Consider the following 21,924-nt stretch of genomic DNA (forward strand, 5'->3'; position numbering starts at 1 on the left):
TCGACTTTGAATGCCCCTAAAAACCCAGAGACTTCAAAGCTAAACTCAATATCATTCGCCATACAGCTTCACTCTTGTGATCACAGTAATTGTGGATAACTAATCCACATACATATTAAATGTCTGAACTGTAACAAGTTATATTGAAATCATCACTGTGCAAAAACAGGGGATAAAAACCAAAAAGCACCCACTAATTCACTAATGGATTAGTGCAAATACCTAAAGAGGCATTTAAAGGAACCATAAGACTAGTGAAAACGACAGTTTTTACTGACAGAAGATAATTGTGGTTTTGTGATGGGGTTTGCAGTGCGGAGGTGGGCGGCTTTGTATCTCAGTCGTGGTTTTGCCCCGAAGTGTATATGGAATCCACGTATTTACAAAGCGACGAACCATAAAAGTTAAGATGCGGTCGTATATTCGGTTTCTGTTGGGGGAGCTACCCCCTAACCTTTGATGTTTGCGCACCTACTGACCTATTCAGTTAGGCAGTTTTTGAAAACATTACACTTCGGTCAGGTTCTCAGTAGGTTGGTCTTACCTATTATGCATCATCATTTTGTAAAACTTGGTACTGCGTTAAACTTAAACTGTTGCTGGTATTGATTGATATTTTGTCTCATAGCGAAGCATTGACCACGCGGTTCTAACCGTCTTATTTGCTAATGCAATACAGGCTCGTTTAAAGCCAATCCTCTTGACCAGTTCAATTAACCAAGCCTGTTTCTGGGTAGTAGGAATTTCAGGAAGTCTAGCAAGATAGGACATCGCACCTAAGTAGAGTAATGAGCGTAGATCCTTTACTCCACCAGTTTTGTTAATCCCAAGCATTATAGTTTTACCACCAGAGCTATGTTGTTTTGGAGTTAAGCCAACGAACGCTGAGGCTTGCCGACCATTTTTAAACTGATCGCCATTGCCTAATGTGACATACAGCATTGACGCTGTTGTTTCAGCTATCCCTTCTAACTCCATTAATCTACGACATGGTTCAATCTGTCGAGTAAGAGCGTTTTTGGTTTTTTCTAACTGCTTCAACTCTGATTTTAGATTGAGGTATTGTTGCCACATCATTGTAATCGTTGTAGCCAATGGTGCTGGCATTTCGGACTGTCCATCAAGGACCGAGGTAACTGATTTTTTTAGACCGATTTCTCCTTTAGCATTAACAACACCATACTCAAGAATGATCGCACGAATATGCTGGCCTATGGAAACCATAGAACGAGTTAATAACTGACGACTTGTTTCAAGAGAATGAAGTCCTTGCTGGTCAATTGTTTTGGGCTTACTGTACTTAAGACCAATTTGTAGTGCGGCATTCGCTACAGCTAACGCATCATTCGCGTCAGTTTTATGACCTTCAAGATAGCCTTTGACTTTCTTTGGGTTAATGATTCGTACATCGTGACTAAACCGTTCAGCGAAACGTCCCCAATAATGGCAGCTAGCACATCCTTCAACAGCCACAATAGAAGGCTTAGCCGTTGCCAAAAATTCTTTAAGTTTTTGCCTGCTCATAGCTTTGTTACTCAGTAGTTCTCCATGGATACTGATATGACAAACTTGAAAGACACTTTTCGCTAGGTCTATACCGATCACGTTACTATTTAGCATGCTGGAAGCCTCATTATTGAACACCTTGGCTAAAGTGTAGTTAGCCGAGGAGAGAGTGGATTCCATACATCAGTTACGACCCACATATGAACTTGGGAAACTCGAAGGGAAAGACTTTAGCTTTTCTAACGCTCAGATACGACAAGAGCCACTAAATAGTGGCTCTATTACGCGCTACCTGCGGTCAATACTCTATGAGCGGAAGAGAACAGGGCTATTGAAAGGCGGAGGTCTTTGGCTATCGCGGCGCGGCCTGCGACTCATCAGAGTAGACATCAATGTACTGAAAAAGTCCCGCTGTCATTGATAGAACCTAGTCTATCCTTAAACTCAACAACAAAGCAACCAGAGCTTAAATCTACCTCTACATGCTCGCTAACGGGTTCGCGTAATTCGGTAAGTCTTGATGCTTCCTTCAGCCTTAGCCTTCAGGTAAGCAGCTTTAATTGCTTTCATGCTTTCAATTTTCGCACTTCGAGCTTTCGAAATTTGCTTTATTGGCTTCATAGGTGTGCCTTTACTTTCTGACCACTGTTCCAAACAAACCATACTGCAAGTACCGATGGTTTAGCAAATCATCCTGAGTCAAAATCATCCTGAGTCGAGCTAACTCGCCTATGCCCCAAAATCACTTAGATTAAATACTCTACTTAGGTCAGAGGGCGTGCGTTTACACTACTAAAACTTATTCGATTGAGTTGGTAACTGCTCACTCCCGTCATTAGGCTACATCTTGCAGTCTAATCTCCCTTCATGTGTCATAAATTATTGATTATCAGTTGAGTTAATATAAAAATGACTGCATTGTCGATGGATGAAAAACGACAATTCGTCTTCTAATAAGCGTTAGCTGTTTGGAGAAAAACGAAGCTATGGTGAATCAAGAAGTTGATACTACAGGCTGTGGAATTGCGACTTTTGCGAATGCTTGTTCAATAAGTTCCTTTGAGCGTGCTCGAGACTGGATGTTAGATAGAGGTTTTTGTAAACAAAATGAGTTTGTCACAATTCGTCAAATGAAATCTGCTTTGGAACTGTGGACAGGTAAAATAATTACACTGCATAACTCGATTTCAAACGTATCAGATGAAGCTGTTCTATTTGTCGAGTATGAGAAAGGAACAAGTTATAGGCACTGGGTTTACTACAATAACGGGATCTACTTTGATCCTTTGCCACGGTATTCACAAGGCGTAAGTACTATTTCGTACAAAGTTACGAGGTTGCTAAACATACACAGCTAACAAACGTTCAAGGAATCAACATACTTTGTTTTAATCTGCAAGTACTCTTTTAGATCATCAAGTCTAACAAGGTTCTGCCCCAGCCTGTGCTTCATGTTGGAGTTTGAGTAAAGAGCATTCGGTAGATTCGATATACAAAAATTAACGCGTGGCAAAAGGCAATGACCTGACCCTATTATATTCTAATTGCTGCGGGTGTTGCATTACTTAAGGATAGATAGAACGGTGAATGAAATTGAGGTAATAAGAACACATCCATTGGCTGAATTACCTTTTGATCAGGCTATATCAGTATATCCATTGGTTGTTGAGCTGAAGGATATGGCAGTTCAAGAATTGAACCGCAAGATACATGAATCAGTTCCCGAAGCCGCTAATTTGATTATTCAAGGACTAGACTTTACAGCTAAAAGAAATGCAATTGTCTTCGAGATTAGTAAAGACGGTAAGAAGATGCTTGATTCGGGGAAGGCAATTCTCTCATTTGATAAATCAGGGAAATTATTGCCTCACATTAAAAGTTCAGAAACTGGAAAAATCATTGAGCAGTTTCGTGGAGCAAAATTTCCTTTGGCATCAAAGCTAGCTTCATTGAGCACTATCATAGTCAGTGCCGCACACATTGTATCAGGCGCTGATATATCAAGGAAGCTAGATAGAATTCAAGAAGGCGTTTCATTCCTTGTGGCTGCAAGAAAAATTGACCAAATGGCAGACCTTCGAAGCATATATGAAAATATTCGTGAGCTTTTGTCATTAGAAAAGACTCGTGAAGTGGAAAGGGACCTTAAAAAAGAAATTCGGCATTTGTCAAAGTTGAGGTATACTTGGGTTGGTGAAGTAGAGTACCACTTAAATCAGTTATCTTATGAAGATTCTTATGAATCCAAAAACTGGTTACAAAAGCTCTTTAGCCGAAAAAAAACTGTTGATGATAAAATTTCTACTAAGTTAACGCCGTTTACAGCAGAACTTCAACTTATAGATTTCACGATAGTTCTGGAGCTTCTTATTTATGAATACTGCGGTTTATCTAATCATCTCACTGAAGTAAGAATGGAAGATGAGGTCAAAAATATTGAGAAAATAAGAGACCTTCTGCTTGATAAAGCATCACTTTTGACAGAAGACAGTGTTGATGTCGATATTGTGGTACAAGGGTTTGATGATTTAATCAAGAAATTTGAATGTTTTGTAGGCGATTTTCAGCCTCATATAGATATTGATACCGATGATATTAAGCGTTTGGCTAAAAAGAAAAATATAGGAAGAAATGATGTTTGCCCTTGTGGAAGCTTTGCCAAGTACAAAAACTGCTGTCTGAATTAAGAAATGCTAACAAGGTAGTGTTTAGAAATCTGGCACGATTATTCCCCAAAGTGTCTTAGACCTTTTACTAATTCGCATCTTGTTCATGAGCTTTGTCCTACTAAAAGTTATCCATTCTTCTAATGCTGTTCGCTGTCAGCGTCCGTAACGTATTTCGAGGATAAACTCGACGTTTCTATTAGATTTTACGTTACTTAAGAGTCCATAAATCAGGACTAACCTTATGAAAATATCAACCTTATATTTTGTAATCAGCCTGTGCTGTTATCATACCAGTGTAGAAAAATTATAACTTCAAGGAAAACACTCTATGCGGCTATCACTTCCTGAAATTCAGATTCTCCCAAACCAAGGCTTTACTCAACATGATATTTTCCATAGGAAAAACTACGGTAGTCAACTAACAAATTTTATTTTAAATGCCAATGAAAACTTAGTATTTGCACTTGATTCAAACTGGGGAGCGGGAAAATCAACTTTTATTAAAATGTGGCATTCATATAACAATACACACAGCCCTCGACTTAAAACTATTTATTTTGATGCATTTGAAAATGACTATCAACATGACCCGTTTCTAGCATTAGCTTCAGAGGTGTATGATATCTTTGAAGAAGAAGATGAAGTAAATAAGCAGAAGTTTAAGGATAAAGCTTCAAATGTATGTAAAGCCTTTGGCCGCGGACTGATTAAGACTGGTGTTAAAGTTGCCACCGCAGGAGCTATTGATGGATCGACTTTTGACGTAGCTGAAAGGGAGCTGTCAACACTAGTATCAGATCAGATGGATAGTATTATAGCAGATAAGTTTGAAAGCTCGAAAGTTGACAAAAAGGCACTAAAAGAGTTCAGGACATATTTAAAAAAAATCGTAGAAGAACAGACTGACAATAATAATCTTGTGTTTATTATTGACGAACTTGATCGCTGTAGACCCGATTTTGCTTTAGAAATACTTGAAAAAATCAAGCACTTATTTTCAGTACCAGGTTTGACATTCATACTTGTTATGAACCGTGAACAGTTGCAAGAATCTGTTAAGTCTCGGTATGGAAATGGAATCAATGCTTCATTATATTTGCAAAAATTTATTAATGTTTGGTTGTCACTGCCGAAGTCTGAATCTACTAACAATCACGACTCTGTTACCTTTCTCAATCATGCGATAGAAAAGCTTGGTTCTAATTTATTACACCATAATCAGACGACAATACGAATGTTTTCAACATTGATTTGTCGAAACTCTATATCTTTTCGTGAAATCGAACGTATGTTGACTTATATTGCAGTGATGGAAAATACACAAACCTCAGGCAGTACATGGGAAGCAAATGAACAACTTGTCATAGCATGTGTATGTTACTTAAAAGTTTCCGATTCAATGTTGCTAAAACGGATATTAAACAAGTCAGTATCACCTACTGACGTAGCGAACTCTATAAAAGTCTCTCCAACAGATCACGACAGAGCATCACAAGCTTTAGCCAATGTTATTGCTGGCTGCTTATGTTCAGAAGATGAGTTAGAGGCAATGCTAGCTAACAAAGAAGTACAGCCAGACTCATGGGGTAATTTTAATCAAGACATGTTTTCAAATATATGCACAACATTAGATAGCTTTGCTGTGAGCTGATTGTAATGGATAAGGGAATTAGGATAGCTACATGTCGGCTTGTCGTATAGCTGCAATACTAGAAGTAATCCGTTATATTCTAATTTAGTAATGTAGCTGACAAGCTGTCCATAAATGGGGCTAACTTAGTATGATATTTGTGTGATCACCAAGCGATTCTGTCGTACCTTAATTACCAAGCGTCAGGATCAAACTTGCCTTGGTCTCTGCCTACGACCTTCTCTTCAATATGTAGTTCAAGGTTAAGAGAAGACAGTAGGCGCATTAAACTCTCGATGCTTGACGAAGCTGGGTCTCGTTCCAGTTTTGACACTGTAGTTTGTTTCAAACCCACAATGTCACCAACTAAAGTTTGATTGCGTTTTTGAGTTCGACGCACATCTCTTAGGTATATTCCCAACTGTTTGGGACTTGTAATCAACATCATATTCTCCATAACATTTTTAACCCCTTGGAGGGATAATACTACATTTATCCCTCCAAGGGGTTAAGTTTATTGATTTATACAATGCCTGAAATCACAACCATCGTTCTTTAGTTATCTTTGTCTAAAAATTTTATCGAGTTATCTGCTTGATTCACTTGCTAAGTTAAGCTGTTTTTGTATACTAAATGTGATTCACAATTGTCAACGCGACATTTGATTGATAATCGAAGGAAGCTAATAAACTCAAGAGCTTGATAAATATAGGTTTTCAAAGAGATAGGGTTCAAATCCCTATCTCTCCGCCACATTCTAAGCCCTAGTCGAAAGACTGGGGCTTTTTTTCTATTCTCAAATTCTCCGCGATTACTGAACGTATTGAAACTATTCTTATCCTCTCTCCTAAAAATCATTTGTCAGGACTTAGAAAATCATTCAAATTCAGCATTTTATAAATAAGTATAGATTTACAGGAATTTTCATAATTAATCTCATGACATCAATATACGCGTAAAGATAATTGCAATTATAGACAAATGACTTATCAGAAATATATCTATGAATGTGTTCACCAAAGCTAACCATATTATCCAAGTAAGAAATGGAAACCTTGATAAAGCCTCGTCATCTTATGCACTTAAGAAAGGAAAGACAGATCTTGCGAAAGAAATTATCCGTGTTAAACACGTTCGCGATGATGAAAAGCTGAAGACGCTTCAAGAAAAAAAGAGCCAACTTTTATCCGACTCACCACAGAGCAATGCGACAAAGATTCGCCTAATCGACAAGTCAATCGAAAAGACGCAGGATAAAATTAACAAAAGAGAGCACCGATTAAACCAATATGACCTCTCTGGTGTATCAAAAATCGGTACCGCTTCAAAAGCTGTTCCTTCATCTATACCCGAGACCACCTCTAAATCAGAGTCGTTTGATAAGTCTAACTGTGTCTTCCTCGGCAAAGGTAGTCGCGGTAACGTGTATCGCGATGGTAGTAATGTGATCAAAGAGGTTACTGGGGCGTCTAAAGCTCAAATAGATCACGAGCTCAACACATGTAACCAATGGCACAAGAAAAGTGAAAGCTCTTATTCTGAGGCCCACTTGCTTGGAGAACATCATCTGAAAATGCCGTTTAAAGAAGGTAAATCACCAACAAATGATCAAGTAAAAGCTGCCATCTCCGACATGCACAGCAAAGGATTTATGATAGGCGATGCCAAAAGCAATAATTTTGTTGTCGATGAACAAGGTACCGTCCATCCGATCGATTTTGGACTAGTATTCCAACGTTCAGATATTGAAAATATGAGTAGTGATATTGCTGCTGAGATTGTGGGTGATTACGTAAAAGGCGGGTACAGACTTATTCCTAATGAGCTTAAAGACGAATACTCACGTTGCATCAGAGACTTAGACTCAAAGTGCAAAGTACTTGGAAAGATAAATGTCAGAGACCAAAGTAGAGCTGGCTTACTAAACTTTAGTAAACGTGCATAGCTCCATGTAAGCCCTAGCCTTCGACTAGGGCTTTTTTATCATCTACATTAGCGCAAGATCACTCTGGCCAACTGCTGAGCACCTCAGCTTCATATTTTGCTATCATGGCGTCCAGCTCACCGCTGTCTCTTAGCTCAATAATTTTTTTGTTAATGATCGGAACCAGTTCAGCATGATCTTTGTGGATATAATGATAGAGTCCGAGCTGAGCAAGAGAAGGGCCAACTTGCTCCATCTTATTCTCACCTAATTGTTTAACAAGTATGCTGCCAAGTAGAGGGTTTGTTAGTGCAATTTGCGCTTGCCCACTAGACACAGATTGAATCATAGCCTCTGGGCTATCAACAATTTCAATACTGCTCTTTTTCATGTCTCGAGTTATTCCAGCGGTATGCTTAACCCCTCGAATAATAACCACTTTATACTGGCTTAACTCTTCTTTATTATTTACCTTTATTCCACTGTTGCTAAGAGCGTACCCTACCGTTTTAAGAGAGTAATAGGCGGTTGGAACACGAATAACATTGGGTGTTTGATCGCCGTATTCCCAGATCCGAGCAACTTCACCGGCCACCTTGCCTGAATTGGCAGCGCTTTGAGCTCTCAATCCAGGTAAAGGCGTCACCTCTATGTAATAACCAAGTTGACCATAGATTTGAGTTATGATTTTGGTGCTAATCGTTTGTTCAGGAAGGTTTGCTATTGAAGCAAAGATGTATTCCTCTGCGCTTGAACTAGATAAATAGCTTATCAGCCCAACTGCCACTAAAAATAGTTTCTTTATAAGGTCCATGTGCTATCACTTTGATTCCCTCAATAGACAAGTAATAGTAGATGAACTAACTGGTGGTCAAACTTATGTAACTAGTATGAAAAGAAAACACTCTTGAGTCTAAACAATTGATGATTGCGATGCACCATCAGTTCGTACTTGTAAAATGAATTACAAGGTAGGGATCTTATCAAGGTACTGCATTGTTTAATAAAAAATGGCTCATTATGGGTTACGTATTGAAGTTTGAGAAGAAAAAATACACTCCATAAAAGTAGCGACAACCAAATCGCCCGAGTCATCCTAACCATATCCGTCCATACACTCACCAAGGGAGCTGTTTGTAGCAATATTAAGTAGTTAGGATATACGCTATTTAACTCTCTTGCGTACCAACATCAGCCAATCTCTACCGCCTATATCGGGTGAGGTCAATCAATGTGATTTGGTTAAGAAACGTTGTGTATTGAACTGATAATTAAGCAGTATTTGATCACAAAATAATAATCTAATGGATAATTTCTGGGCATCTTTATACAGACTCCCTGACGAAAGATGCCAAGAGTTTAATGTCCTATAGATAAAGCACAGAAAGCGAGTGAATTTTATTAACCATATACTCTTTGCTCTGCTTATAACCCACTTGGCTTTCACTGCTTGCGCGCAGTCATTATAAATCACACTTACTTTAGTCCTTGTTGGTATGTTTTGGACTTGCTCTTTCGTGCACTAGTATTTTAAATCGGAAATGCCCCATTCTGTGTTGTGTGGTGAAGTTTTAGCAAAAATAATCGGGTAGATTTGATATAGAAAAACTAATGGGTAGCAAGAAGCAAGACTTGACCCCAGAAGTGTATACAGAAGTGTACGAATTCCATCAGGGCCAGATGTTATAGTACTTCACCCCAAGGCCGGATATATGGAAGCATATCTTTCTGTCATACGAGCATTTTGTCTTGCAATACGAGGCGGACCATATATGACCCCATTATATTCTTCTCTAATTACTTTCTGCTTGAGTCTTGAGCCGTATACTGGTGTTGCTAGCCGTTTTTCTATGATTTACTGCTCTATAATACAAAGTAAGAAAACTAACGGTTTTCATATCGACCATATAAACAACAGAGGTCACGTACCAAGATTAGAAATAATGCCTATAAGTATTGAACTAATACTTAATCCAGATTACCTAGAAAAGTTATATCGAGATCATGGGCTAAAATTAAATAAGGCTTTAGACCCAGAGTTGAACTACGAAATACAAAGTAAATATCTATTAAAAATCACACTTAGCTAAAAATAGGCAATCCGAAAAACTTAATAAAATTTAATATTTTTGAGTTAGTTAATATATGTGTTATAATTAAAAACCTGATTACTAGGTATTAGTTTAATAATAAAATCAACCTCTAAGTTACTTAGGTTTATTAATAAAGTCATATTATGAATAAATATTATAAAGCTCTATTAACAATAGTAGTTTTCCCACTATCAACACTAATAGCCAGTTGTGCGTCATATAAAATGGAAAGTGACGTCATCGATGTTAGGAGTAGTAACACCAGCAGTAAATCATACTCTTCTTGCGGAATTTACGAATCGTCAGACCCAGTTAGATTAGAGCTAAACAACCTCATCAATGCAGGTCCAAAAAACCAGTCTGCGATTGAAAACTTTGATACATCCTTAATTACAGATATGGCTTGCTTGTTCTATGAGGCAGATATTGCTGGCTACAATCTTTCTGGATGGGATGTGAGTAATGTCATTAGCATGGCGAATATGTTCCAATCTTCGAATTTTGATGGTGATATTTCCAATTGGGATACCCGTGCGGTGACTGATATGAGCTATATGTTCGCTTATGCAAAATCCTTCAATGGAGTGCTTTCCAATTGGGATACCCGTGCTGTAACCTACATGGCAAATATGTTCTCCAATGCAGAATCTTTCAACCAAGACCTTTCAAGCTGGAATACCCATGCTGTGACTGATATGAGTGCTATGTTCACTTCTGCAATATCCTTCAACCAAGACCTTTCAAGTTGGAATACTCATGCTGTGACTGATATGAGTGCTATGTTCGCTTCTGCAATATCCTTCAACCAAGACCTTTCAAGTTGGGATACTCGTGCTGTTAGTAATATGAAATATATGTTCGCCTTTACGAAATCTTTCAACCAAGACCTTTCAAGTTGGGATACCCGTAATGTGACTGATATGAGTTATATGTTCTCCAGTGCGGAATCTTTCAACCAAGACCTTTCAAGTTGGGATACCCGTACCGTGACTAATATGAGTTATATGTTCGACGGTGCAGGATCTTTCAACCAAGATCTTTCGAGTTGGGATACTCGTAATGTGACTGATATGAGTGGTATGTTCACTAATGCAAAATCCTTCAACCAAGACCTTTCGAATTGGGATACTCGTGCTGTGACTGATATGAGTGGTATGTTCACTAATGCAAAATCCTTCAACCAAGACCTTTCGAATTGGGATACTCGTGCTGTGACTGATATGAGTTATATGTTCTTCAATGCAAAATCTTTCAACCAAGATCTTTCGAGTTGGAGCGTTAGCAATGTTATGAATCATAGAGATTTTGCAAAAGGGACGTTATTTGAACAAGAAACATGGAAGCATCCTTTGTTTTAATGGGTTAACGTAATTGTAATGGGTGGAAGATCAATAGACATTGATCTTCCGAAAGTTCTCGGGGCCAGGTCTTTCCTTTTGCCCTAGCCAAGTTTATCCGAATACCCAGCATGCATAAGAAATTGTAATGTTGAGAGTTCCAGTTTCTGTTTCAATCAGAGAACAGAACACCACCACCCTGACTTTTAGAGGAGGCCAGATTACAAATAATTAACCTCTTCTTTCTCACCCTGAACATAACTGCCTAGGTGGGTAGAAAATTCTTGGTTGTCGATAAGTTCGAGTAGCTTGCGGGCAAGTTCTTTGGGGTATATGCACTTTTCGGCTAGTTCAGATAAAGGCACCCACTCTACTTTTTGGATGTAATGCTCATCGTTGAGTCCAACAAGGTTGTTAAGGTGGGGCTCGCCGCGATGACTTGTCACATGGTAAAACAGCTCACAGTGGTAGCGGTTTTTCTCGGTTTCTAAAAACTCGCGCACGCAAACAAGATCGCCCACTTCAATCTCGAGGCCGGCTTCTTCTTTAAACTCTCTGACTAAACATGCTTTCGAGCTTTTATCCCCCTCTTCTAAGCCACCACCGGGTGGCACCCAATATTCACCTGTGAAGTCTTTGACTTTTAAAAGCAATATCGAGTGCTGATGGATAAGAATGCCTGCCGCTCTAATTCTTTGTTTCATGACTTTTCTTCGCTCTTCGCATAAACCTCAAAGGCGGCATTCAATAACTGCATATGAATGGGCACCAATTCACTGTGATCGCTCCGGTAGCCACCACCGACCACACAGGCTATTGGTAGCGCGCGTTGTTTTGCCATCTCAAACATGCGTTTATCGCGGGCAAAAATCGCTTGCGTGCTGATGTTAAAATAGCCTAGTTCATCTTCTTGATGGATATCCACACCTGCGTCATACAAAATCAAATCCGGTTGATGAAGATTAATCGCCATTTCCACCACCGACTCAAACGTGCTGAGAAATTCTCGGTCGCTGGTCTCTTTTGGCAGAGCAATGTCCATATCTGAGTCTGGCTTTCTGGCCGGAAAGTTTTTATCACAATGGAAAGAAAGGGTAACAATCGCTTGGTTGTCTTGGCATAAAGTCGCGGTTCCATCGCCATGGTGAACATCACTGTCAACGATGAGCACCTTATCGATACCCTCTTGGCGCAGTGCTCGTTTGGCAGCCAACACCAAATCATTCAGCAAACAAAAGCCGCTGCCATAATCATAATGTGCGTGGTGATAACCGCCACTAAGATGGATAGCAATACCTTTTTCTATGGCAAGTTCTGCACTCAAGCAGGTTCCACCAGCGGAGGTGAGCGTGCGCTCAATCAAGCTCTCACTCCAAGGAAAGCCAATTCGTCGCATGGGCGAAACCGCTAACGTTCCAGAAAAAAGCTGCTCTATGTATTGCTTGCAGTGAGTTTGCTCAACTTCCTCTCTTAACAACGGCTCGGGCTGATGGTAGCAAAACCCTGTTTGCCACTGGCTATCGCTTTGGCGCTTGGTTTCGATTTTTTGATAGAGGAGCCGATATTTGTGGATCGGATACCTGTGCCCATCAGGCAAAGGGAGCTTGGAGTAAATTGGGTGATAGACTAGTGGAATCATTAGGTTTTGTTGACCTTTTTGAGCGACTATCTGCGCATATTTTGATGCTTGGCATGGTAACAAGTTGTCGCCCAATTGCAAAACATGCTTAAATTGATTTGCTTAGAGCAAGACGTCTTTTTTCTTGATTACCCTTCCCTAACTAATAAGGATTACCCATGACTACAGTGGTTATTACTGGCGCGAACAGAGGTATAGGCTTGAGCTTGGTTAAGCATTACCTTGCCAAAAACTATCAAGTGCATGCAACGTATCGCTCGCAAAGTCATGCCAGTGAACTGTTTAAGCTCGAAAGTCCAAACTTGCATTGCCATCAGCTCGATGTCACTAACTACGCCCGTTATGAAACCCTATCAAGCCAGCTTCCTGAGATAGATATTTTGATCAACAACGCAGGATATTATGGACCCAAAGGCTATGTATTTGGTGAAACGGATATTGAAGAATGGCGTAAGGTAATGGAAATCAATACCATAGCGCCAATGAAATTGGTTGAAGCTCTTTACCCTAACCTTGAGAGAGGCTCGCTGAAAAAGATCGCCTGCATCTCTTCAAAAATGGGTAGCATGGGTGACAATACATCTGGCGGAGCCTATATCTACCGCTCTTCAAAGGCCGCGCTCAACTCTGTCGTGAAAAGCTTGAGTAACGATCTCGCCAGCCAAGGCTTTACCGTTTTGGCGCTCCATCCTGGCTGGGTACTCACAGACATGGGCGGGCCGAACGCCATGATCACTACAGAGACTTCAGCCATGGGCTTAATTGAGGTTATTGAGTCTGCAACCGCCGACAACTCGGGTGAGTTTATTAACTTCGATGGCTCGCCATTACCTTGGTAACTGATACTTTGACAACTGATACCTTAATAATAATGAATTAGCTTGCGACGCGCTTTTTACCGCTGTACTTAGCGCGCCCGCCACGTTTGCGTTTATAGGCAGGCTTTTCCACTTTCGGTAAATGGCGCAGCGATTCAGGAACAGGTTGTGACTTTATTTGCTGCATCAAACCATCAATCTTGCCTTGAAGCGCCGACATAAAGGGCTGATACGCTTGATTTCTCTCCGCCATTCCCTGCAATTGGTGCTCCCAGTGGGCGGTCATGTCAGGATAGGTTGATTCAGCAGGCAGAGCATGAATAAGGCCTCGCCCGGCTGGCGAGCTTAAAATGGTTTTGCCTTGTCTTTTAAGAAGCTGGCGCTTAAACAAGGTATCGAGGATCCCTGCGCGAGTCGCTTCAGTGCCAAGACCATCGGTCTCTTTTAAGATCTTTTTTAACTCTTTGTCAGAGACAAAACGCGCAATACCTGTCATGGCTTGCAACAAACTAGCTTCCGTAAAATGTTTGGGAGGCTCAGTTTTACGATCTTTGATTTCCCCTTCCCGGCAAGTTAGCACACTGCCTTTAGGTAAAGGAGGAACGGTATCTACCCCTGTGTCTTCTTCATCGGTTTTACCAAGTAGCGCTTTCCACCCCGCAGAAACCAGTTGGCGCCCCTTGGCAACAAACTCACCACCAGCAATATCAAACACCAGTTTAGCTTCGGCATACACAGCCGCAGGATAGAACTGCATTAAATATTGACGCGCAATTTGCTGATAGACTTTCATCTCATTGGCTGATAACGCATTGACTGACGCTTTTTTGGGCGTGGGAATAATAGCGTGGTGAGCATCGACCTTTTTATCATTCCAAGCTTTGGATTTAAGCGTTAAGTCGGCTTGAGAGACGGCCGAATTAAGCTCTTTGGCATTATTGCTAATGGCACCACACACACTGCTTGCCTCAGCATAATGCCCTTTGGGCAGGTAACGACAGTCAGAACGTGGGTAGGTGATCAGCTTGTGTTTTTCGTACAAGGACTGACAAGTGTCAAGAACTTGCTGGGCACTCATGCCAAAGCGTTTCGCTGCATCGATTTGTAGCGCAGACAACGAATACGGCAGCGGTGCGAACTGCTTGGTTTGTTTTTGCTCTGATTCAACCACCTTCGCCGCTTGATTGGCGATTCGGCTTGCAACATTCTCTACCAGCTTTCGATTGAGTACTCTGCCCTCTTCGTCTTGCCAAGGGCGGCAAGCCTCACTGGGTTTCCAGCGAGCACGGATATCAAATTGACGCGCGCCCTCTTGATAAGGGATCAGCGCATCAAGCGTAAAATAATCTCGAGGAACAAAGTTTTCTATTTCTTCATCGCGGCGCACCACCAAGCCAAGCACTGGCGTTTGTACTCGCCCAACCGAGAGAACGCCTTGATAGCCTGCTTGCTGGCCAAGCAAAGTATAAGCTCGTGACATATTCATGCCATACAGCCAGTCAGCACGAGAGCGCGCCAACGCTGAAATAGAAAGAGGAATAAACTCCTGATTACTGCGCATTTGATTTAAGGCGCGTTTTACGGCGGGAAGGTTGAGATCACTGATCAAAAGTCGCTGCGCGCTGGTTTGCTTGGCTTTCGCCACTTTACAGTAATCTAATACTTCATCGACTAGCAGCTGCCCTTCACGATCGGGATCGCCTGCATGGATGATTTCTGTGCAGGTTTTGAGCAGCTTTTTTACCACGGTTAATTGCTTGCTGGCTGATTTTCTTGGTCTAAGCTGCCACTGCTGCGGCACTATGGGCAAATCTGCCATGTTCCACTTTTTGTATCTATCATCGTAGGCATCAGGCTCTACTTGCTCAAGCAAATGGCCAATGCACCAGGTCACCACATCGCCATTACCACAACGAATAAAACCTTGGTCTTTTTTCTGTGGATTAGGCAGCGCTGCCGCAATCGCGCGGCCAAGGCTTGGTTTCTCGGCGATAAATAAACGCGTCATAATCAATGTCAAGCAGATACAATAAGGGCTACATTAACCAATGTAGCCCTTAGAAATCAAGAAAAACTGTGAATTTAAACAGTAGTTTGTTTATTCTTCTTCGTCTGAACCTGCGCGCTCTGCCGCTTCTTTGATCAGTGGCTGAAGCTCACCTTTTTGGAACATCTCAATAATGATGTCACAACCGCCAATCAGCTCGCCTTCAACCCAAAGCTGAGGGAAGGTCGGCCACTGAGCGTAAGCTGGAAGCTCAGCGCGAATATCTGGGTTTTGTAGAATATCAACGTAAGCGAACTTCTCGCCACAAGCCATCAATGCTTGAGACGCCTGAGATGAAAAGCCGCAGCTAGGTAGCTTTGGAGAACCTTTCATGTACAACAGGATAGCGTTCTCTTCAATTTGCTGTTTAATTTTATCTATGGTTTCCATTGCTTCCTCTTTATATGGTATTACCGCAAATTATTGGCATATTTTAAACCATTGTCAGAGAATAAAAAGCCTATAATGTTTATGGCTTTATACCACAAGTTTATTTCATATAGAATTCTGCTGTGATGCTTTTAATAAAGTGAAAACTTGCTAAACTATAGCGCAGTTACCAAAACGACGTGGCGGACCATGGTCCACCATGATAATAAATTACATTGGAAGCAATCGAGGGAGTTTAACTCTCTCATATTTAATGGAGAATCGAGCAATGGCATTTGAACTACCAGCTCTTCCTTACGCAAAAGATGCACTAGAACCACATATCTCAGCTGAAACTCTAGATTTCCACCATGGCAAGCACCACAACACTTACGTTGTTAAGCTAAATGGTCTTATTCCAGGTACTGAGTTTGAAGGTAAATCACTAGAAGAGATCATCAAGACTTCTTCAGGTGGCGTATTCAACAACGCAGCTCAAATCTGGAACCACACTTTTTACTGGCACTGTCTTGCTCCAAATGCTGGTGGTGAGCCTACAGGTGCGGTTGCAGAAGCAATCAATGCTGCGTTCGGTTCTTTCGCAGACTTTAAAGCTAAGTTCACTGACTCAGCAATCAACAACTTTGGTTCTTCTTGGACTTGGCTGGTTAAAAAAGCGGACGGTTCTCTAGATATCGTTAACACGTCTAACGCTGCAACGCCTCTAACAGAAGCAGGTACGACTCCACTGCTTACTGTTGACTTGTGGGAACACGCTTACTACATCGATTACCGCAATGTTCGTCCTGATTACATGAACGGTTTCTGGGCGCTAGTTAACTGGGATTTTGTTGCACAGAATCTAGCAAAATAATTCTGCTACCAGTCTCTAACGCTTATTGCGTATCAAAAGCCAGCATCTGCTGGCTTTTTTCTTTTCTGTTCAACCATTTCACTAAAGTTTGTCTGGGTGTCGCCGTTACATAAGCATCAAGCGAGGTAAGATGCAAACTCAGATTCATACATTAGACAAAGCGGGAATAATTAACGAACTTCAGTTCGGTGATGGGATTAACCATGCCGTTCACGAAGGGCGTCGTGCTGACTTTGCCTTGATTCTATCGATGTTTTCTGATGATGTTAGAGATAATACCCCGATTGAGAAAGTCACTGAAATAGACACAACAGAAGAAGCCTTAAGACGCCGCTTTGAATTATCACAACCTCAAGAACTTCGCTCCAACCAAGAATCTTATCCAGTAGCGGCCACGCAGGCAGAGCTATTCCACTCTTGTGGCCTGCCAAGTGCCAAACTGAGCCACTACCTCAAACCTGATGCTTTGGCTTATCTACCGGAAGACACATTCAATCTTCCCGAAGACGTCTACCACAACCTATCTGGGCACCAACGTCGCCAATTAGGTGAGACTGGCAGCAAATCTATCATGCCAATCGATCTTTACAATCAGTTGGTCACAGCCCAAAGAAACTTCCAAATTCAAACACAAGTTTAAAGATCTATTCAGATCACAATTACTTTCATATCACTCATTTAATAATCAACAAATTTCTCATAAATGTGAATGAGCGCAAGTTATTTAATTTAACCCCAAGATATACACAAGTTATTTGACCTTATTCACACCAAGCGCACAATTAATCTACCATGATATGTGGACAAACTTTCAAGGCCGCCAATGGAGGCACAGTGTATGGACATAAAAAGTGCTGTAATATTAATAACTTCCGCAGGAACTCAACTCGGCAGCACCCTAGCTATGCACTTTGCATCTCTTGATGGAATTGTCATTATTTGTGATACCAATAAATCCCAATTAAATGAAACTTTTGAGCGATGCAGAAAAATTTCATCGAATATTTATCAGCATGCAATGAATGATCATTCTTTAGATAGCATTAACTCATTGTTTAACTTTATTGATCAATCCGTTCATCAATCCCCTGATGTACTGATCAATGCACTCACCAGCCAAACCATGCCAAAATTCTTTGATGAAAAAGCCAGCGATATTTTCACTCAGCATCTATCTTTGATGGCCGCCACTTTATTTACCTTTGGTCAGGCAACCGCTGAAAGAATGCGCCAAGACAAAAAAAATGGTGTGATTGTCAATGTGATTGCTCACGCGGATTACAGTGATATGTCTGGGTTTGAAAATGCTACTTCTATGGTTGCAGGTTTCACCCAAAGCTGGGCAAAAGAGCTGAATCCATTCAATATTCGTGTTGGAGGAGTGGTGCCTTGCTATGAACAGCAAAATATCCACTGGGCAAAGATACGTGATGAGTTAATTAGAAATACCGAATATATTGTCTCTAACGATTACTTTAGCGGCCGAGTTATGGCCGCCTAGTCAGATATTCGTCAAACGCTTTACTGGTTCGATAAGGTTTCGAGCAGCTTTTCTGAGGCTTGTTCAATCAAATCGACAACCAGTTCAAAACCATTGTCCCCGCCATAATAAGGGTCAGGGATTTCTTCGTGCTTGGTCTCACCATAGCTAAGAAACAGCTGCAATTTGTTTCGATACTCAACAGGACATTGCGCGTGTAAATCGGCAAGATTGTCCTTGTCAGCAGCCAAAATTAAATCAAAGTAAGCGAAATCCTCATCGACAATTTGGCGTGATACTATCCCTTTAAATGAATAGCCTCGACGCTCACCAACCGCTTTGGAGCGTGGATCGGGCGGATTGCCTTGGTGATAACCTATCGTTCCTGCTGAATCAACCTCAATATCAAAGCCCATGCGCTCAGCTTTCGCTCTTAGAATTGCCTCTCCTGTCGGTGAACGGCAGATATTACCCATACAAACAACGAGTATTTTCTTGGCCATATTTTCCTTTTCCTTACAAAGCCATGGTTTTTTGCACCACTGTGGATGCGTTATCATAGACTCAGTTTTTAAAATTAAAAAGGACTTCCCGTGACATCTGATAGCCAGAAACAAGAACGCCATCAGGCAAGACAACAAAAAGTGAAGCAACAAGTCGATGCGAGAGTTGCAGCAGCCCAAGATGAAAAAGGTCTGCTACTTATTATTACTGGTAATGGTAAAGGTAAATCGACCTCAGGGTTTGGAACCATAGCCCGCGCGGTCGGCCACGGCTTAACTTGCTCAGTCGCTCAATTTATCAAAGGCACTTGGGATAATGGCGAGCGCAATCTGCTAGAAAAGCTTGGCGTCGAATTTCAAGTAATGGCAACTGGCTTTACTTGGGAAACACAAGATAAAGAGCTCGATACCCAAGCGGCGCAAGTGGTTTGGCAAGAGTGTAAACGTATGCTCAGCGATGCTTCGATAGACGTGGTTTTGCTTGATGAACTGACTTATATGGTTAGCTACGGCTATATCGAATTAGAGGAAGTGGTTGACGCTCTAAACAACAGACCGCCGATGCAATCGGTAATTATTACTGGGCGCGGAGCACATCGCACTCTGATTGAAATGGCCGATACCGTGTCTGAGGTTAAGAATGTTAAACATGCGTTTGACTCTGGAGTCAAAGCGCTAAAAGGGGTTGATTGGTAACCGCCTTAAAATAAAAGCGCCCAACTGGGCGCTTTACTCAAAGCTTGTTCGTAACTAATGCAGCTTAGTTAAACAAGCCTTTAATCAGGCTGTTAACCGCATCCTTGGTCTTTTGATCTTTTATCTTATCGCCGAGTTTCTCATCTAGCTTTTTCAAACCACGATCAACTTCTTTTTCAACTTTCTGTTTCAATACATCGTCAAAGACCAGCTTAAATTTAGGTTTGGCCCAAGAACCAGAGATGTTAATTGGAATGGTCACATCTCTTAGCTCATCAATATTCTTACCACCTTGACCTTCCAGTGAGCCGACAATCGAAGTACTGACCGTAAAGTTAACGGTTTGCTCAATGTAGTTTGCACTGCCATTTCCTCGGATACGAAGCAGTGGCGATTGCATTGATAAATCATTGGTCGAAACAACACCTTTATTAAGCTTTAAGGTTGCTTTCATCGCACTAAAGTCGGTTTTTTGTGCTTCTTTAGAAGGATCGGCTTTTTGACCTTTAAACTTGGCGTAGTTTTCACGAATTAACTGAGCCACATTGATGCCATTCACCGCACCATCGGTAAAGTTAATGACCACAGTACCAACTAAATTCTTTTGAATCCCTGTTGGAGTCAGGCTACGGCCTTTCACATCAACATCGATGTTACCTGTACCTTCTAACTTATCATTGTTAGCCACATCGGAAAGCAAAGGCTGAACCTTAACACCTTTAATGCGCTTTTTGACCGTGTAGCTCGCTGGGCTTTTTCTTGCGTCCAGTTTTGCAGAAGCCGTGATCGAACCTTGGTATAAGTTCGAAGAAAAAGACGTCAGCTCAGCAATACCACGATTGACATAGAAACTAGTTTTAACCTTTTCCATCTTGGCGTTGCTCGCCTTAAATTTATCAATGGTGATATCGCCTTTGATATCTAGAGACTTAAGTGCGGATAAATCGGGTTCAACTTCTGGCTGAGTTGACGCCTTTTGCGCACTGTTTTGGCTTGGCGCTGCCTCTGGTTTTTCCGTCGATGCTTTGTCAGTCTTTGCTGTATCAAGACCAAGAAATTCATCCAAATCGATATTAGGGCTATGCAGTGAAAAACGCACTTTAGGAATATCACCTAAGGTTACATTGGCTTTACCATCGAATGCCAGAGCGTTAGCAGTTAGCTTCTCTAGCACAAAACTTATGTGGCTTTTAGTTAAGTCAAAGGATAAGTCGGAGACCATATCGACCTTCATTGGAGATTGAGGCAGAGTCTCGCCTTTAAACGTTGCATCAAGGGTTAACTTGTCCATCACCACTTTTGAGATCGCTTTATCGACAGTCAAACTGCCGCTGCCTTGCATATCAATGTCGAGATCGGCAGCACGCCCCATTAGGTGATAAGTCAAAGCATTGGCTTTATCAAAATCAAATGTCTCCAAACCTAGTTTGATCGAGTCAAACTTATTCGCTGGATCACTAAAGCCCGCATTGAGTTCTATGCTGCGCAATGAATACTCGGCAAAACCTTTCGCTAACTTAAACTCAGCGCTCCCCTGTGCATTGAACTTCTGTTGATTGTTCTCACCTTTCACCGCGAAATCAGCGCGGGTCCAGTTATCAATAGCAAACTCGGACAAGTTAAGAGAAACATCATACAACTTGGTGTATGAGCCCGCCTGTTTATCCTGAATTTCAATCGCTGCGTTAGATATGGTCACACCGGCAAGGTTAAGGCTCCAATCAGAGGCTGGTTTCTCTGTCGTGTCAGTTGGGGAAGGCTCTACTGGCGTATCAGTGGCTGCTGGCTCTTCTGATTCTGCTTGTTCTGTCTGCGCTTTGGTTAACGCATCAATGTTCTTGCGGCCATCTTTAAGTGTCTCAAGATAGAACTCAGCACCATCAAGGGTAATATTACCAATTTCAAGTTGCTGGTTTAAAAGCGGTGAGACTGATACATCGATGCCAACCGTATCAACTTTGAATAAATTCGGTTTAGAAAATCCTTGTGGGTTTCTCAGTTCTGTCTTGCCTAGCTCAAAGCCAAGCGATGGAAAAAACTTCCAACTGATATCACCTTCTATTACCAACTCCAAACCAGTGTGTTTTTGAGTTTGCTCAACGATAAGTGGCTTAAACTGATTGGGGTTGACGAAAAGCACCAGCGCTACAATCGCGCCAAGCAGCACGATGATTGGAATGGCAATAAATAGGAACAGTTTCTTCATCAGAATTATCCTTGCTATTCAGAGTTGTCGTAGATTGGCCAATACATCCAAAAGCGAACTTGGGTGATAAGGCTTATTACAGATAAAAAGAAAGTGGCACCTAAGGTGCCACTTCTTACGAAAAAAATAAAGC

20 protein-coding genes are annotated in these 21,924 nt (G+C 41.3%); 10 read left to right on the forward strand and 10 right to left on the reverse strand.

Annotation, left to right across the window (positions count from 1 at the left end; genetic code table 11):
* Positions 1-588: 588 nt before the first annotated feature.
* Both MHN79_RS15565 and MHN79_RS20930 read right to left on the reverse strand, forming a co-directional pair.
* On the reverse strand, positions 589-1,620 hold the full coding sequence (locus tag MHN79_RS15565) for an IS110 family transposase (RefSeq protein WP_239173640.1): 1,032 nt from the start codon (positions 1,618-1,620) through the stop codon (positions 589-591).
* A 375-nt stretch (positions 1,621-1,995) separates the two neighbouring features.
* On the reverse strand, positions 1,996-2,127 hold the full coding sequence (locus tag MHN79_RS20930) for a hypothetical protein (protein WP_275436459.1): 132 nt from the start codon (positions 2,125-2,127) through the stop codon (positions 1,996-1,998).
* A gap of 347 nt (positions 2,128-2,474) precedes the next feature.
* Here MHN79_RS20930 and MHN79_RS15570 point away from each other — a divergent pair, with 347 nt between their 5' ends.
* The 3 genes from MHN79_RS15570 (at position 2,475) to MHN79_RS15580 (ending at position 5,826) form a co-directional block, all read left to right on the forward strand.
* Positions 2,475-2,864 carry a hypothetical protein gene (locus tag MHN79_RS15570; RefSeq protein WP_239173641.1) on the forward strand — a complete coding sequence of 130 codons (390 nt, stop codon included), beginning with the start codon at positions 2,475-2,477 and terminating at the stop codon, positions 2,862-2,864.
* Between the two features lie 225 nt (positions 2,865-3,089).
* Positions 3,090-4,193 (forward strand): SEC-C metal-binding domain-containing protein, encoded by a 1,104-nt coding sequence (locus tag MHN79_RS21005; protein ID WP_239173642.1) that lies wholly within the window; start codon positions 3,090-3,092, stop codon positions 4,191-4,193.
* A gap of 310 nt (positions 4,194-4,503) precedes the next feature.
* The gene (locus MHN79_RS15580) at positions 4,504-5,826 is read left to right on the forward strand and encodes a P-loop NTPase fold protein (RefSeq protein WP_239173643.1); all 1,323 of its coding nucleotides are present in this window, start codon (positions 4,504-4,506) and stop codon (positions 5,824-5,826) included.
* A 172-nt stretch (positions 5,827-5,998) separates the two neighbouring features.
* Here MHN79_RS15580 and MHN79_RS15585 read toward each other — a convergent pair whose 3' ends face one another.
* Positions 5,999-6,250 (reverse strand): helix-turn-helix domain-containing protein, encoded by a 252-nt coding sequence (locus MHN79_RS15585; RefSeq protein WP_343283932.1) that lies wholly within the window; start codon positions 6,248-6,250, stop codon positions 5,999-6,001.
* A 558-nt stretch (positions 6,251-6,808) separates the two neighbouring features.
* Here MHN79_RS15585 and MHN79_RS15590 point away from each other — a divergent pair.
* A complete protein-coding gene (locus MHN79_RS15590) occupies positions 6,809-7,750 on the forward strand; it encodes a hypothetical protein (protein WP_239173645.1) in 942 nt (313 codons plus the stop codon).
* A gap of 58 nt (positions 7,751-7,808) precedes the next feature.
* Here MHN79_RS15590 and MHN79_RS15595 read toward each other — a convergent pair whose 3' ends face one another.
* Positions 7,809-8,543: a transporter substrate-binding domain-containing protein gene (locus MHN79_RS15595; RefSeq protein WP_239173646.1), complete on the reverse strand. Its 735-nt coding sequence runs from the start codon at positions 8,541-8,543 to the stop codon at positions 7,809-7,811.
* 1,503 nt (positions 8,544-10,046) lie between these two features.
* On the opposite strand from MHN79_RS15595, the gene MHN79_RS15600 reads away from it, so the two are divergent.
* Positions 10,047-11,180, forward strand: a complete 1,134-nt coding sequence (locus MHN79_RS15600) for a BspA family leucine-rich repeat surface protein (RefSeq protein ID WP_239173647.1) — start codon at positions 10,047-10,049, stop codon at positions 11,178-11,180.
* A gap of 200 nt (positions 11,181-11,380) precedes the next feature.
* Here the strand turns inward: MHN79_RS15600 and MHN79_RS15605 are convergent, their stop codons facing one another.
* Both MHN79_RS15605 and MHN79_RS15610 read right to left on the reverse strand, forming a co-directional pair.
* Positions 11,381-11,863, reverse strand: a complete 483-nt coding sequence (locus tag MHN79_RS15605; RefSeq protein WP_239173648.1) for an NUDIX domain-containing protein — start codon at positions 11,861-11,863, stop codon at positions 11,381-11,383.
* Positions 11,860-12,798, reverse strand: a complete 939-nt coding sequence (locus tag MHN79_RS15610; protein WP_239173649.1) for a histone deacetylase — start codon at positions 12,796-12,798, stop codon at positions 11,860-11,862. Before MHN79_RS15610 ends, MHN79_RS15605 begins: the two co-directional genes overlap by 4 nt.
* Positions 12,799-12,956: 158 nt before the next feature.
* On the opposite strand from MHN79_RS15610, the gene MHN79_RS15615 reads away from it, so the two are divergent.
* A complete protein-coding gene (locus MHN79_RS15615) occupies positions 12,957-13,637 on the forward strand; it encodes an SDR family oxidoreductase (RefSeq protein WP_160926519.1) in 681 nt (226 codons plus the stop codon).
* Positions 13,638-13,674: 37 nt separating this feature from the next.
* Here the strand turns inward: MHN79_RS15615 and MHN79_RS15620 are convergent, their stop codons facing one another.
* Positions 13,675-15,624: a DNA topoisomerase III gene (locus MHN79_RS15620; protein ID WP_239173650.1), complete on the reverse strand. Its 1,950-nt coding sequence runs from the start codon at positions 15,622-15,624 to the stop codon at positions 13,675-13,677.
* 90 nt (positions 15,625-15,714) lie between these two features.
* Positions 15,715-16,053, reverse strand: coding sequence for a Grx4 family monothiol glutaredoxin (locus MHN79_RS15625; protein ID WP_114787932.1), 339 nt, complete (start codon positions 16,051-16,053; stop codon positions 15,715-15,717).
* 268 nt (positions 16,054-16,321) lie between these two features.
* On the opposite strand from MHN79_RS15625, the gene sodB reads away from it, so the two are divergent.
* From sodB to MHN79_RS15640, 3 genes are all read left to right on the forward strand, one after another.
* Entirely contained in the window at positions 16,322-16,906 is a 585-nt protein-coding gene (sodB, locus tag MHN79_RS15630) for a superoxide dismutase [Fe] (protein ID WP_152429998.1), read from the forward strand.
* A 130-nt stretch (positions 16,907-17,036) separates the two neighbouring features.
* A complete protein-coding gene (locus tag MHN79_RS15635; RefSeq protein WP_239173651.1) occupies positions 17,037-17,546 on the forward strand; it encodes a VC2046/SO_2500 family protein in 510 nt (169 codons plus the stop codon).
* 198 nt (positions 17,547-17,744) lie between these two features.
* Complete coding sequence (locus MHN79_RS15640) at positions 17,745-18,407, forward strand: SDR family oxidoreductase (RefSeq protein ID WP_239173652.1); 663 nt, start codon at positions 17,745-17,747, stop codon at positions 18,405-18,407.
* A 20-nt stretch (positions 18,408-18,427) separates the two neighbouring features.
* On the opposite strand, the gene MHN79_RS15645 is transcribed toward MHN79_RS15640, so the two are convergent.
* On the reverse strand, positions 18,428-18,889 hold the full coding sequence (locus MHN79_RS15645) for a low molecular weight protein-tyrosine-phosphatase (protein WP_239173653.1): 462 nt from the start codon (positions 18,887-18,889) through the stop codon (positions 18,428-18,430).
* Between the two features lie 90 nt (positions 18,890-18,979).
* On the opposite strand from MHN79_RS15645, the gene cobO reads away from it, so the two are divergent.
* Positions 18,980-19,585: a cob(I)yrinic acid a,c-diamide adenosyltransferase gene (cobO, locus tag MHN79_RS15650; protein ID WP_239173654.1), complete on the forward strand. Its 606-nt coding sequence runs from the start codon at positions 18,980-18,982 to the stop codon at positions 19,583-19,585.
* A 64-nt stretch (positions 19,586-19,649) separates the two neighbouring features.
* On the opposite strand, the gene MHN79_RS15655 is transcribed toward cobO, so the two are convergent.
* A complete protein-coding gene (locus tag MHN79_RS15655) occupies positions 19,650-21,791 on the reverse strand; it encodes an AsmA family protein (protein WP_239173655.1) in 2,142 nt (713 codons plus the stop codon).
* Between the last annotated feature and the right edge of the window lie 133 nt (positions 21,792-21,924).

The organism is Vibrio sp. Of14-4 (assembly GCF_022347625.1).
In the GTDB taxonomy this organism is placed as follows: Bacteria; Pseudomonadota; Gammaproteobacteria; order Enterobacterales; family Vibrionaceae; genus Vibrio; species Vibrio pristinus.

Bases quoted from the DNA above. Each gene is read 5' to 3' on its own strand.
- MHN79_RS15565 (WP_239173640.1), bottom strand. From the start codon at position 1,620: ATGCTAAATAGTAACGTGATCGGTATAGACCTAGCGAAAAGTGTCTTT.
- MHN79_RS20930 (WP_275436459.1), bottom strand. From the start codon at position 2,127: ATGAAGCCAATAAAGCAAATTTCGAAAGCTCGAAGTGCGAAAATTGAA.
- MHN79_RS15580 (WP_239173643.1), top strand. From the start codon at position 4,504: ATGCGGCTATCACTTCCTGAAATTCAGATTCTCCCAAACCAAGGCTTT.
- MHN79_RS15585 (WP_343283932.1), bottom strand. From the start codon at position 6,250: ATGTTGATTACAAGTCCCAAACAGTTGGGAATATACCTAAGAGATGTG.
- MHN79_RS15590 (WP_239173645.1), top strand. From the start codon at position 6,809: ATGAATGTGTTCACCAAAGCTAACCATATTATCCAAGTAAGAAATGGA.
- MHN79_RS15595 (WP_239173646.1), bottom strand. From the start codon at position 8,543: ATGGACCTTATAAAGAAACTATTTTTAGTGGCAGTTGGGCTGATAAGC.
- MHN79_RS15600 (WP_239173647.1), top strand. From the start codon at position 10,047: ATGGAAAGTGACGTCATCGATGTTAGGAGTAGTAACACCAGCAGTAAA.
- MHN79_RS15605 (WP_239173648.1), bottom strand. From the start codon at position 11,863: ATGAAACAAAGAATTAGAGCGGCAGGCATTCTTATCCATCAGCACTCG.
- MHN79_RS15610 (WP_239173649.1), bottom strand. From the start codon at position 12,798: ATGATTCCACTAGTCTATCACCCAATTTACTCCAAGCTCCCTTTGCCT.
- MHN79_RS15615 (WP_160926519.1), top strand. From the start codon at position 12,957: ATGACTACAGTGGTTATTACTGGCGCGAACAGAGGTATAGGCTTGAGC.
- MHN79_RS15620 (WP_239173650.1), bottom strand. From the start codon at position 15,624: ATGACGCGTTTATTTATCGCCGAGAAACCAAGCCTTGGCCGCGCGATT.
- MHN79_RS15625 (WP_114787932.1), bottom strand. From the start codon at position 16,053: ATGGAAACCATAGATAAAATTAAACAGCAAATTGAAGAGAACGCTATC.
- sodB (WP_152429998.1), top strand. From the start codon at position 16,322: ATGGCATTTGAACTACCAGCTCTTCCTTACGCAAAAGATGCACTAGAA.
- MHN79_RS15635 (WP_239173651.1), top strand. From the start codon at position 17,037: ATGCAAACTCAGATTCATACATTAGACAAAGCGGGAATAATTAACGAA.
- MHN79_RS15640 (WP_239173652.1), top strand. From the start codon at position 17,745: ATGGACATAAAAAGTGCTGTAATATTAATAACTTCCGCAGGAACTCAA.
- MHN79_RS15645 (WP_239173653.1), bottom strand. From the start codon at position 18,889: ATGGCCAAGAAAATACTCGTTGTTTGTATGGGTAATATCTGCCGTTCA.
- MHN79_RS15655 (WP_239173655.1), bottom strand. From the start codon at position 21,791: ATGAAGAAACTGTTCCTATTTATTGCCATTCCAATCATCGTGCTGCTT.